We start from the raw sequence: 13,554 nt of genomic DNA, 5'->3' as shown, positions 1-13,554 counted from the left end.
TTAGCTAACGGCACAACTATAAAAAAGAGGGAAAACACTGTTTTTATCCTTTACTAAATTTACGGCTTTTTAATATTCAGTTGAATATAAAATGTTGATTTGTTTTTATTTTAAAAAAAATATTAATTATGATTATTAAAATAACAATATCTGTTTAGTTCCGAAACTAAGTATAAAAAACAGGACCGGAAATCTATTCCCGGTCCTGTCAAACAAGATTAAGTGTAAAATTTAGCCTTTAAAGGCAAAAAGGATAATTCAAATGTGAACAGATTTTTATTGATTCTTAATCTATGTTTAGGGGAATTGATAGTAATGGTATTTTATTCTTATAAGCCATAATGGCTGTTTTACTCCGGTGGAAAAGAGATTCCACAAGATTGTATTTGTAGGGAACCATGGTCAGCAGATCGGGACTTGTCAACCTTATTTCCTCCTCAATAGCCTTGATGACCTCAATGGATTGAATCATCTTAAAACTGTATTTAATGTCATCCAGGTCATATCCGGAATTCAGGTCAATATCATGAATAACCTCTGCAAAATCTTCCAGCCTTTCACTTACATTGAATACTTCAACCTCAGCATTAAATTCATTAATAAAATAATAGATGTCATTCATGGCAGACCAGGTCATGTTTTTGTGAGTGTCATACGCAAAAAGAATTTTCCGGATTCCCGTATATTCTATGTGGGCAGGAATAATGAGTATCGGCTTTTTAATTCTATGGATCGCCCTTGTCACACTATTTCCTAAAATCCTTTGCTCAAGAGTTTTTTCTGCCATTCCCATCACTATAAAATCGCATTCGTGAAGCTGTATACAGTTTTCGAGCTCTTCAATAAAATTGCCGGAAGCCAGATGATGCCCGGCTTCAATTGTATAGAGTGAGTTAAGTTCAGCGGCTTTGTCTTCCAGTTTTTTCTGATTTTTAAGCGTTTGGGCATAGAAAAAATCGGCCGAAGCCTGTGCATTCAAGGCATGAACAGAAACCGTTTGAAGATTAAAAAGGATAATCCTGTATTTATTTTCTTTTGCCATAGATGCTGCGTAATGCGTGGCATTTTCAGCTTCGTGAGAAAAATCTGTGCAGACAATTATTGTTTTCATTGTACCGGATTTAATACTGCAAAACTATGATAGCCAGCAGTTCGCTGATGATAAAAATAGGGTGACATTGCATAAAATGATGATGAAATGTCTTTTTCAGGTGATGAACCGTCATATCCATTTTAACTCTTGTATTTTACGTTTCAGGGACGGTTTTGGCGGTCTCGTCTAAAATAGAAGATATTCGTCTAAAATCTATTTCTATATTTACATTCATAAAATCCCGGATATGAATAGGATTTCTACCATCAGAAAAAATATAGTACGGAATAAGAAGATTCTTTCTACCATGAAGAGAAGGCTCGTAATCTGGGCAGTAGCGGTAGTTACTTTCTGTGTTTTTTCTTATCTTATTGATCCTTTTGATCCCGTTTGGAAAGAATATTTGGATGCTCCGCTGAGGATGATTCTGGAAGATGCCTCATGGATTGTCTTTTTTTCTATCATCATTTCGGAAGTAAGTATATTTATTGACAGGACACTTAATAAGCTGCTTCCCTGGAGTAACAGAACCGTAAAGCGATTGCTCATTCAATGTTTGATTCAGATCGTGGGAAGTGTTATGATTGTGATTATTATTAATGCAATTGTAGACTGTACTTCTGTAACATTACCTGAAATGGATTCCCGTAAAGAATATACCCTTCTTGGGCAGTGGATTGCAACCAATATTGTAATATCATTGATTATCAGTGCATTTAATACCGTGGATTATTTACTTGAAAACTGGAAAAAAACGGCAGTAGAAGCTGCCCAGCATAAATTGAGAGCATCCAAACATAAACAGGCTGCTATGGCAGCAGAACTTCAGGCTCTAAAACTGCAGATAGATCCCCATTTTATTTTCAATAACCTGAGTGTGTTGTCAGAACTCATTCTGGAAGATCAGCAGCTAGGTTATGATTATTCAGAGAAGTTTGCAAGAGTGTACAGATATCTGTTGGTCAATTCCAAAAAAGATATCATTGCAGTAGAAGAGGAGCTGAAATTTTTAGAATCCTACATCTTTCTGATTGAAAAAAGAATTGGTGAAGGAGTGGTATTCAAAATAGATATTCAGGAAGAATACAGATCAAGATTTACACTTCCTCTGTCTTTACAGCTGTTGGTGGAAAATGCCATTAAACATAACCAAACCTCTAAACTGAACCCACTGGAAATACAGGTTTATACAAATTCTGAAGGAGAGTTGTTGGTTTCCAATACATTTCTACCTTTAATCAATAAGCCGGATTCCTCAGGAGTAGGGCTCACCAATATTATTGCACGGTACGAAATCCTGGGATATCCTAAACCTGTGATTGAAAAAACTGAAGATAAATTTATTGTAAAACTCCCATTGATATGAAGATTAATAAAGTTTTAATCGTTGAAGACGAAAGACCGAATGCTGATCGATTAAAAAGACTGTTGTTGAAGTTAAGACCCCATATCGAAATCCTGTCCGTAGAAGACTCGATTACTTCAACAGTACACTGGCTTGAAAATAATGTCGTTCCGGATGTTATTATGATGGATGTGCGCCTTGCGGATGGGCTCAGCTTTGAAATATTTAACAAGCATGAAATTAAAAGTGCGGTTATATTCACCACAGCCTACGATGAATATGCAGTACAGGCATTTAAATACAACAGTGTAGATTACCTTCTGAAACCTATTGAAGAAGAAGAACTGGATGCCGCTTTAAAACGGTATGAAACCTTTATGGAAGCCGTTCCGGTAGTGGGAACAGCCATTGAAGGACTGCTGAATTATATCCAGCCGAAAGATTACAGAAAACGGTTTTTAATAGCCCATAGAGATGGATATAAAACTGTTCTGGCAGAAGATATCTTATACTTTTATACCGAATTGGGAATCAGCAAAGCCATGTTGAATACCGGAGTGGTGGAGAATGTTCCACAGACGCTGGAAGAGCTTGAAAAACAGTTAGATCCTAAATTCTTTTTCCGGGCTAACAGACAATTTATCATTCATATCAATTCCGTAAAACAGATTTTTAATCATTTTAATGGAAAATTGAAGCTGGAACTGAGAAAGCACCCTGAAATGGAAGTGATTGTAAGCAGGGAAAAAGCTTCTATTTTCAAATCCTGGATGGATTATTAAGATGATTAATCCTTATAAAAAATAACAAAGGCTGTCTTTACATAAGGCAGCTTTTTTGTGCTTTATAGTGAAATACATTCATTTACTTTTATTGATTTTACTCTTATTTCTGTCGGAAAAGCTCTTTTTTATCATATTTATAAGCAAAAACATCTGTTTTCCTTTCATTTTTCCTATCATACGCTTCACCCGCGATTAACGACGCTTCACCCAATTTCTGAATGAATATCCTTATTATATGAAGTTATTTTGCTCCTGTAAAATTTAAAAACCAATGTTATGAATTACAGAAAAGGATATCTGGTACTTTCACTTACGGCTGCAGCGATATTGTATTCGTGTGGTTCCGGGAACAGCCAGGAAAATGCCCAGCAAATGCAGCAGGCATTGCCTACAGATTTTATCCAGGTGAAGTCCGGAGATGCTGAGGTGTCTACAGGATATCCGGGGAGTATTGAAGGGCAGGATAATGTGGATATTAAAGCACAGGTAACAGGATATCTGGAAGCTGTTTATATCAAAGAAGGACAATATGTAAGTAAAGGACAGACCCTTTTCAGAATAAACCCATCGGTATACAACGAACAGGTAAACACCAATGAAGCGGCCTTGAAATCTGCCCTTGCAGCCCAGGAAACAGCAAGACTTGAAGTGGAAAAGCTGAAACCCCTTGTAGAAGGAAAAGTAGTTTCTGATATGCAGTTGAAAACAGCTCAGGCAAGTTATAAAGCAGCATCAGCACAGGTAGCACAGGCACAGTCTTCTTTGGGATCATCAAAGATCAATGCCAATTTTACCTACATCAAAGCTCCCGTGAGCGGATATATTGGAAGAATTCCAAACAGGGTAGGAAACCTTATCAGTCCGTCTGATGCATCTCCGTTGACAACCCTTTCAAGTATCAACAGTGTGAATGTCTATTTCTCAATGAATGAAGCTGATTTTATTGCTCACAGCAGATCGGCAGCATCAGGAAATACGGCAGAAGATGTAGAACTTATCCTTGCAGATGGCTCTACTTATTCTCTTAAAGGAAAATTGGAAAATGCCAGCGGAAACTTCGATAGAAATACAGGAAGCATCCAGATGAAGGCCGTTTTTCAAAATCCCGATAAATTATTGAGAGCAGGCGGTACAGCAAGAGTCATGATTCACAATGCCCTGAATGGAGTGGTTAAACTTCCTAAAACATCAGTAAAAGATATTCAGGACAGATTTTTTGTCTATAAACTGAATGGTAAGGATAAAGTGAAAATGACTCAGATTACCGTTTCAGGAAGTACATCTCAGGATTACTTTATCAAAGAAGGTGTGAGTGCAGGAGACAGGATTGCCATCAACAGAATTGATGCCCTCACGGATGGAGCACAGGTTGTTGCGACAACAGTTCCTTTGAAATAGTTGTATAACCATTCTTAGAAAATTCAAAAATGTTAAAAAAGATAATAGACCGTCCGGTACTGGCGACGGTAATATCCCTGATCATCGTAATTTTAGGGATCATAGGATTAAACCAGCTGGCGGTGACCAGATTCCCGGACATTTCTCCGCCTACCATCACCGTTTCAGGATCATATCCGGGAGGAAATAGTGAAACCGTAATTCGTTCTGTGGTAACTCCGCTGGAAGAGCAGATCAATGGAGTGGAAGATATGGAGTACATGAAATCTACCGCAAGTAATGACGGTACATTTTCCATCTCCATTATATTCAAACAGGGAGTGAATGCCGATCAGGCCGCCGTGAATGTACAAAACAGAGTACAGCAGGCCACTCCGATACTTCCACAAGAAGTAGTGAGAATGGGATTGACTACATCCAAACAACAGAACAGTATGGTATTGATTTTCAATATTTATACTGAAGATAATAAGCAGTATGATGAAACATTCCTGCAGAACTTTGCAAACATTAACCTGATTCCACAGGTGAAAAGGGTCAAAGGAGTAGGGCAGGCTATGGTCTTCGGGTTGAAGGATTATTCTATGAGAATATGGTTAAATCCTCAGAAAATGTCTTCTTACGGACTTGAGCCTGCAGATGTTTCCAGAGCAATTACAGATCACAGTTTAGAATCTGCACCAGGTAAACTTGGGGAAGAATCTGATGCCGCCTTAGAATATGTAATCCGATATAAAGGAAAAAAGAACAAACCGGAACAATATGAAAATATTATTGTTAAAAATACCGGAAGTCAGGTCATCAGACTAAAAGATGTTGCCCGAGTAGAATTCGGAGCGATTTCAAATACGGGAGACAACCTTTCCAACGGGAAAAATGCTGTTACTGTAGCGATCATGCAGACTACAGGATCTAATGCCAATCAGATTGAAATAGGAGTGAATAAAGCTCTTGACCAGTTGTCAAAATCATTTCCTCCAGGTATCAAATATACCAAGGTAATGAGTACCAAAGAAAGGTTGGATGAAGCTACAGGACAGGTAAAATCTACTTTGATAGAAGCTTTTATCCTTGTATTTATTGTAGTGTTTATCTTCTTACAGGATTTCAGGTCTACCATCATTCCGGCAATAGCCGTTCCGGTAGCAATTATCGGGACATTCTTCTTCCTTCTGGTTTTAGGATTTACCATCAATGTGTTGACTCTTTTTGCTCTTGTACTGGCGATCGGTATTGTAGTGGATGATGCCATTGTAGTTGTAGAAGCCGTCCACAGCAATATGGAAGGAACGGATCTTTCAGGAAGAGAAGCTACGCACAAGGCGATGAGTGAGATCACAGGAGCAGTTATTTCCATTACACTGGTAATGTCTGCAGTGTTTATTCCAATCGGGTTTATGTCAGGTTCTGCAGGATTATTCTATAAGCAATTTGCCTATACATTAGCAATAGCGATTATTATTTCAGCGGTCAACGCATTGACGTTAACGCCTGCTTTATGTGCAGTATTTTTGAAAAATAACCATTCAGGAGAAGGAGAAAAACCCAAAGGATTCGGACAAAGGTTTGCGGTAGCATTCAATGCCGGATTTAACAATATGACGAACCGTTATGCAAAAGGAGTTCGGTTTTTAATAGGAAGAAAATGGATTGCAGGAGGACTGGTTATCGCAATTATCGGTGTTGCAGGATGGTTAATGTCAAGCACTCCGAAGAGTTTTGTTCCAATGGAAGATGATGGGTTCTTTATGTATACCTTAAGCATGCCGCCGGGAACCGCATTAACCAAAACGACAGAAGTTTCGAATAAGATCAATACCATTTTAAAAGGGGTAAATGCGGTGCAGGAAAATACTTCCATTACTGGATATAACCTGCTTAGCAACAGTGCAGGACCAGCTTACGCAATGGGATTTGTTAAGTTAAAACCTAAAAAAGAAAGAGGTGAAGTTCAGGATATTCAGGCCGTTGTAGATATGGCTAACGAAAAACTGGGAGTTATTAAAGAAGGAAGTGTAATGACCTTCAGAATGCCTCCGGTAGAAGGATACGGAATGACGAATGATGCAGAAATTGTCCTTCAGGACCGTATGGGAAGAGATCCTCAGGTTTTTAAAGCCAAAGCAGATGAACTGATTGGACAGCTGATGAAGGTTCCGGAAGTAGCTTTTGCCTATACCATGTTCAGGGCAGACTATCCACAAATGGAACTAGAAGTAAATGAAGATAAAGCCAAACAGCTTGGGGTAAGCATTTCAAACCTGTTGGGAACTGTTCAGACGTATTTCTCAGGAGATCAGTCTCAGAATTTCTCAAGATTCGGGAAGTTCTACAGAGTCAATATTAAAGCTGACGGAGTTTTCAGAATGGATGAGCAGGCATTCAATGATATCTTCGTAAAGAATGAAAAAGGAGATATGGTTCCGGTGAATACCCTGATCACTTTGAAAAAAGTCTACGGTCCGGAATCCGTTCAACGTTATAATCTTTACAACTCATTAAATATCAACGTATCTCCAAAACCAGGAGTAAGTAATGGAGAATTAATGGGAAAACTGGAGCAGACCTTAAGCAAATTACCCTCTGATTACAGTTATGAATGGACAGGATTGAGTCTTGAAGAAAAGTCTGCAGGAAACCAAACCATCGCCATCTTTGGGTTGTGTCTGCTTTTTGTATATCTGCTTTTAGCGGCGCAATATGAAAGTTACATCCTGCCTCTTGCGGTAATGCTTTCCATCCCAACGGGTATTGTAGGAGCATTCTTAGGAATAAAAGCGATCGGGCTGGATAATAACATCTATGTGCAGGTAGGATTGATTATGCTTATTGGTTTGCTGGCTAAAAATGCGATCCTTATTGTAGAATTTGCCATACAAAGGCGAAAAGCAGGTCTTTCGATTCTGGATTCTGCATTGGAAGGAGCAAAGGCGAGATTACGTCCGATCATCATGACTTCATTAGCCTTTATTGTAGGGATGATTCCGCTGATGATTTCCACAGGAGGAATGGCCTCAGGAAACAAGTCAATCAGTACAAGTGCAGCAATGGGAATGTTGAGCGGAGTGGTTTTAGGAGTTTTTGTAATTCCTGTACTATACATGTTCTTTCAGTATCTGGATGAGAAATTCTCTACCAAAAAGAAGTATAATACAATAGAAAATCAATTGACAAATGAGAATATTTAATATAAAGAATTTCCTTATTTCAGGCGCAATGGCATCACTGCTGATGTCTTGTGCCATAGGGAAAAAATATACAAGAACAGATCTTCAGATTCCTGAAACTTACAAAGAACAGGTACAGGTTACAGGAGATACTGTAGTGCTGCCATGGAAGACTTTTTTCAAAGATCCTAAATTGATTGGGTTAATAGATAAAGCCCTTTCAAGAAATAACGAAGTACATGTTGCCCTGAAAAATATTGAACAGCTGGATCTGATCTATAAACAAGCCAAGCTGGGGCTGATGCCGACATTGGATTTAACCGCTGGGGCGAACAGAAGCTGGGCATCCAAAAATACCCTTAACGGCTCTCTTAATGAACAGTTTGTTGGAACAAAGTATATGGATGATTTCAGTGCTGCACTGAGGCTTTCCTGGGAAATAGATATCTGGGGAAAAGCTAAAATGCAGAAAGAATCTGCTGCTGCAGAATATTTTGGACAGAAGGAAAACTTAAATGCCATTAAAAGCAGAATTGTAGTTCAGGTAGCACAGGCTTATTATAACCTTATCAGTTTGGATGAACAACTGAAAATAGCTGAACAGAATATCGAACTCAGCAACAACACGCTTAAAATGATGAATCTTCAGTTTACGGCCGGACAGATTAATTCATTGGCTGTTCAGCAGTCAGAAGCCCAAAAGAAAACTGCCGAGTTGTTAATCCCTTTGGCAAAACAGAATATTTCTATCCAGGAAAATGCTTTGAGTATTCTTTGTGGAGAATATCCCACCGGAATAGAAAGAGAAGGAAATCTTAAAACAATGATTCCTGAAAATAGATTGTCAGAAGGATTGCCTGCCCAACTGCTGAGCCGCAGACCGGATCTGAAAATGGCAGAATTTAACGTAATCAGCCTGAATTCTAAAACCGGACTGGCAAAAGCAGCCATGTATCCAAGCATCAGTCTGAGTCCGCAAATAGGAGTGAATTCCAATAAATTCAGCTCATGGTTTGATATTCCGGGATCTATAACGAAAGCAATCGCAGCCAATCTGACAGCCCCGATTTTTCAGAAAAAACAATTGAAAACTGCTTATGAAACAGCATTAATTGAGCAGGAAAAAGCAGCTATCAATTTTAAACAATCTGTCATGACCGCTGTGGGAGAAGTTTCTGATGCTATGGCCAAATCTAAAGGTTCCTCAGAAAGACTACAGCTTTTGGAACAGAGAACAGCCATTCTGGATAAAGGAATCAATGATGCTCTGAAATTGTATAAAAGCGGTATGGCAACCTATCTGGAAGTAATCACCGCTCAGAACAATAAACTTCAGAATGATCTGGAAGCCATCAACGTTACCCTTGAAAAATTAAATGCTGAGGTTGATCTTTATAGATCGCTCGGAGGAGGAGTACAATAACACAGAACTGATCCATAATAAAAAGGAAGCTATACCTATAGTTTCCTTTTTTGCTATTCAGGAAGCAGGAATACAGCTTAATTTTTACAACAGGTACGGAATTTGCAGAAGAGTGGTGAAATTTTATATTCATTAAATCAATAAGTTATGTGAAAATTTATCTTTTTTTCAAAAATACATGCAAGATTTTTGAAAAGTGAGATTTATATAGATGAGTACTCGAAAATAATTAATGTTTAACGAAAAAGTAATGCAATGAAAAAATTGACAGTACCCCGATTTTTGATAACAGTTTTAATGGTTTTTGTAGGATTTACCTTATCCTCTTGTCTTAATGATGACAGTCCGGAAATTCCGCCTGTTAAAATGGATGACTTAAAAGGAAACTATAAAGGGAAGCTTATAATTGTGCAGGGAAATAGCAAAAGAGAAGGAGTAAAAGATTTTAAAGTAAAGAAAGATACCATCTCATTTGCCGAATTTCCAATTACCGAAATTGTAAAGACGGTAGTGAAAGATCCTGCAAAAGCAGAAGCCGCTTTAAAGACAATGGGAAAAATAAAGTATGATCTTCAATATGCAGCAGTGATTAATACTGCGAATAACGTAATAGAACTTACTTTAGCTCCTAAAGCAATGGAACTTCAGATTCCTGTAGATGGTGTTAATAAAAAAACGGTTGTAGAATTCATCTCTAAGCAAAAAGGGTATTACGTAGGTATGGATCAAACACTTAGGTATGCTCTTACAGCAGATAAAATTACAGTAGACGGTACATTGGTTACTCCTTATGAAGTGATTGACTATAATTTCCCATTCTGTATAAAAAATTAATTAATAGATATTATCATAAATGGATTGCGCTTTATTACTAAGATGCAATCTATTTTTGCTTGACAGTTTTATAACGTCCCAGTGGATACGGAGGCAGTAGCAGCATATGGAAGAAAGTAAAGAACAGATTTTGGTAAAGCACCTTCTGAAGAAGGAGGAGGCTGCATGGAAAGAGCTTTTTGGAGCTTATTCCAGAAATCTGACCTATGTATGCTCCCGTTATCTGGCAGAAAAAGAAGATGTTCATGATGTACTCCAAAACAGCTTTATCAAAATGTTCCGTTCGATAGAATCTTTTGAGTACAGGGGAAATGGTTCTTTAAAAGCCTGGATGACCCGTATTACAGTGAATGAATCTTTGAAGCACATTAAACAGAAAGGAGATTTTAAATCAGCCATTGAAGTAGATGATCTTCCGGATATGCCTAATGAAGAAGAACCGGATTTTGAAGAAATTCCCCGAGATGATATTATGATGATGATCAGGTCTCTTCCTGAAGGATACAGAACTGTTTTTAACCTGTTTGTATTTGAGAAAAAAAGCCACAAAGAGATTGCCGGAGTATTGGGAATTGCAGAAAATTCTTCTGCATCACAGTTTCACCGTGCAAAAGGACTGCTTGTTCAGAAAATAAAAGAATTTAAAATGTCAAAAAAAGCACAATATGAATAATGAATGGTTAAATAACCTGCGAAGCAGAATGGACGACCATGAAGAGGAAGTGCCGGAAGGATTGTGGGATGACATCAAAGGTGAATTGTTTTCTGAAGAAGAAAATAACAGCATCCCCGGATTTATTCCTCAAGTTCATGAAGGTGGGGCAGGCAAGAAAGAAAGAACCATAGGTAAAGGACAGAAATCCTTATTCTATCGAATCGGAGGTATTGCTGCTGCTATTACATTATTGTTTTTACTGATGAAAATACTGCCTCAGAATGATACAGAAAAAATCTTGTCTCATAAACCTGAAGAGGTAAAAAAAGATGATAAAAATTCTTTACAACCTATAAAAACTGAACAGGTTTCAGGAAGTGAAGTACAATCACAGGCAGATGCTTTTTTAGCAGAAAATATAGTGAAGACAGAAAATCCGAAGGAAGGATTGACACAAAGCTATTCGGCTCCCGGAAAGAAAAATGAAATAGGGAATATTCAGGATATTATTAAACTGCCAACGGCTTCAGAAGCTTTTCAGCAGGAAAGCAAAATTGCTCAGAAAGTATCTCCCGTAGACGATACTGTGAAAGAATCGGTTATAGAAAAGAATGCGGATGAGGTTCTTTTTGAACAGGAAAAAATAAAAGAATTATATGCCGAAAATACAAAGCCCAGTACGAAAAAATCACGAGATAAAAAATCATGGATGCTGGGTCTGCTTACCGGTAATATTGCTTCCAATTCTGCAGAACAGCAGTTTCCCGGATATGCTTCAATTACTGGAAAAGTGATGAATGTGGAGCAGGTATGGACGACTTCTGTATATCATGATGATCCTCTGATGGCCATATTGCTTGCCAATCAAAGCCAGCCGGTAGAAGCGAGGATCAGACACAAAGTACCCGTTACATTCGGCCTTTCTGTCTACTATAATTTAGGAAAAAGATGGGGAATAGGAACAGGACTGAATTATACCAAACTGTCTACTGAACTCCATTCCGGAAGTGACAATAATTATATTAAAGGAGATCAGACGGTTCATTATTTAGGAATTCCTGTTCAGGTCAATTATAATGTCATTCAAAAAGGAAGATTTACGGGTTATATAACAGGTGGAGCTCTCGTGGAAAAACCTATATCAGGAAATATCACCACAACGTACGTTGTTAATGATCAAATAAAGGAATCTTCAAAAGAACGCCTGGAACCAAAACCTTTACAGTTTTCTGTGAACACGGCGGTAGGCTTTCAGCTGAAGCTCATTGATAAAGTAGGAATTTATGCAGAACCGGGAATAGGATATCATTTTAAAGAAGAAAATGCGCCCAATACCATTTACAAAGAAAAACCCCTTCATTTTAATATGAAATTTGGAATAAGAGTGCTGTTGGATTAATGTTGAGGATTATAAAATAACACCAAACTTAATAATCTTTATATATGAAAACAAAACTAATTTTTTTAGTGTTTTTACTATTCAGTATTTTGAATATAAAAGCACAATGTGCCCCAACAATTACCAGTGCGAGGCTTGGGCAAAAATATCCGGGAACGATCTTATTCTGTAGTACGGAAGACGAAATCCTTTCCACAACACAGACGTACGCAAGCTATCAGTGGTATAAACAGGAATGGACCTGGCAGACTCCTAATAACAATCCATGGGTAGCCATTCCGGGAGCTACATCACAGCAGTTAACGATTAATGGCAGCGAACAGTTGAATTATTTTAAAGTAATCGTTTCCGAGGGCGATTGTACCGCAGAAAGTCCAACTGCATTTGCAGACGGCTTTGTATACGGTCTTCCGGCTATGATGAGCACTTATACGCCTGGAACATATCAGGAAAATGCGGGAACAGTGAATGTCTGCAACGGTGCTTCTGTTCAGTTTGATAATATATTTCCTGTAGTATACGGAAAGCACACCTGGTTCAGATGTGTACCAAGCAGCAATCCTCCGGTAGTAGGAGATCCCTGTATCATTCCTGGTGTTGTAGGAGATACTTACGTGGCTACCAGTTCAGGAAAGTATGGATTTTATGCCTGTACGGAATATTGCCCTGATCAGTGTGAGATGTTAGACCCGTTTGCATTTGTAGAACTGAATTTCGGAGATTGGGAATTCTGCGGCAATTTGGGAACAGGAGAAACAAAAGTTAAAAACAATAATCTGAAAATCTACCCGAATCCTACGGCACAACACCTTTATATCGGGAAAGAATCAGATAAAGTTTACAAGGAAGTTATCATCATAGATATGTCCGGAAAGCTTGTCCTGAAGAAAGCTGATCACCAGTACAATCAGCCCATTGATGTCAGCCAGCTGGTACCCGGAAATTATATTATTGTTTCTAAAGGAACAGATGGCAGCGAATACAAAAATAGATTTATAAAGAAATAGGATTACATAATCTGAAGATGCTAAAATATTGATTGTGGGAAGGAAGAATGGATGTCAGACGAGGGATGTTCCTTGTATTGAAGAAGAACTAAAGTGATTTATTTTAATACTTTACGCTCATAGATACATTTCATCCTTGTTAATCTAATGACGGTCATAATTACCCCCAAAAGGAGCTCACTCTCTCTGGCATCCGCCTTCCTGACTTACACTTAATTTTTTCAGTAATTCAGATGACATAATCATTTTCGTTAGTTTTTAATAATGGTTGGGTCGGTACAAATCTCTTTGTACCGATTTTTTTATGTCCCCCTTTTTGAATAAATATTCTCTAGCCCTATGTTTTGCTTTTTATATGACTTTTTTCATACAGACAACAATAGAGTACAATCATGGTTTTGTATTTACATCTGAATGTAAGCCTGTTACAATTTTAAAAGGAATTTAT

Annotated in this window: 10 protein-coding genes; 9 read left to right on the top strand and 1 reads right to left on the bottom strand. The window is 37.9% G+C overall.

Annotation, left to right across the window (positions count from 1 at the left end; all coding sequences use genetic code 11):
• Positions 1-286: 286 nt before the first annotated feature.
• Positions 287-1,111: a universal stress protein gene (locus JOE44_RS16625; protein WP_209786423.1), complete on the bottom strand. Its 825-nt coding sequence runs from the start codon at positions 1,109-1,111 to the stop codon at positions 287-289.
• Positions 1,112-1,340: 229 nt separating this feature from the next.
• Here JOE44_RS16625 and JOE44_RS16620 point away from each other — a divergent pair, with 229 nt between their 5' ends.
• The 9 genes from JOE44_RS16620 (at position 1,341) to JOE44_RS16580 (ending at position 13,106) form a co-directional block, all read left to right on the top strand.
• Positions 1,341-2,459, top strand: a complete 1,119-nt coding sequence (locus JOE44_RS16620; protein ID WP_209786422.1) for a sensor histidine kinase — start codon at positions 1,341-1,343, stop codon at positions 2,457-2,459.
• Entirely contained in the window at positions 2,456-3,220 is a 765-nt protein-coding gene (locus JOE44_RS16615) for a LytTR family DNA-binding domain-containing protein (RefSeq protein WP_209786421.1), read from the top strand. The genes JOE44_RS16620 and JOE44_RS16615 overlap by 4 nt, the downstream gene beginning before the upstream one ends.
• Before the next feature lie 279 nt (positions 3,221-3,499).
• Complete coding sequence (locus JOE44_RS16610; protein ID WP_209786420.1) at positions 3,500-4,621, top strand: efflux RND transporter periplasmic adaptor subunit; 1,122 nt, start codon at positions 3,500-3,502, stop codon at positions 4,619-4,621.
• A gap of 29 nt (positions 4,622-4,650) precedes the next feature.
• A complete protein-coding gene (locus JOE44_RS16605) occupies positions 4,651-7,809 on the top strand; it encodes an efflux RND transporter permease subunit (protein ID WP_209786419.1) in 3,159 nt (1,052 codons plus the stop codon).
• On the top strand, positions 7,796-9,211 hold the full coding sequence (locus JOE44_RS16600; RefSeq protein WP_209786418.1) for a TolC family protein: 1,416 nt from the start codon (positions 7,796-7,798) through the stop codon (positions 9,209-9,211). Before JOE44_RS16605 ends, JOE44_RS16600 begins: the two co-directional genes overlap by 14 nt.
• Before the next feature lie 255 nt (positions 9,212-9,466).
• Complete coding sequence (locus JOE44_RS16595) at positions 9,467-10,045, top strand: DUF4840 domain-containing protein (protein WP_209786417.1); 579 nt, start codon at positions 9,467-9,469, stop codon at positions 10,043-10,045.
• A 106-nt stretch (positions 10,046-10,151) separates the two neighbouring features.
• Positions 10,152-10,718: an RNA polymerase sigma factor gene (locus JOE44_RS16590; RefSeq protein WP_105683017.1), complete on the top strand. Its 567-nt coding sequence runs from the start codon at positions 10,152-10,154 to the stop codon at positions 10,716-10,718.
• Positions 10,711-12,099 (top strand): porin family protein, encoded by a 1,389-nt coding sequence (locus JOE44_RS16585; RefSeq protein ID WP_209786416.1) that lies wholly within the window; start codon positions 10,711-10,713, stop codon positions 12,097-12,099. The genes JOE44_RS16590 and JOE44_RS16585 overlap by 8 nt, the downstream gene beginning before the upstream one ends.
• Before the next feature lie 44 nt (positions 12,100-12,143).
• Positions 12,144-13,106, top strand: a complete 963-nt coding sequence (locus JOE44_RS16580) for a T9SS type A sorting domain-containing protein (RefSeq protein WP_209786415.1) — start codon at positions 12,144-12,146, stop codon at positions 13,104-13,106.
• Positions 13,107-13,554 lie beyond the last annotated feature (448 nt).

Source organism: Chryseobacterium sp. PvR013 (assembly GCF_017833095.1).
In the GTDB taxonomy this organism is placed as follows: Bacteria; Bacteroidota; Bacteroidia; order Flavobacteriales; family Weeksellaceae; genus Chryseobacterium; species Chryseobacterium culicis_A.
This window is presented reverse-complemented; position numbering and strand designations above follow the sequence as displayed.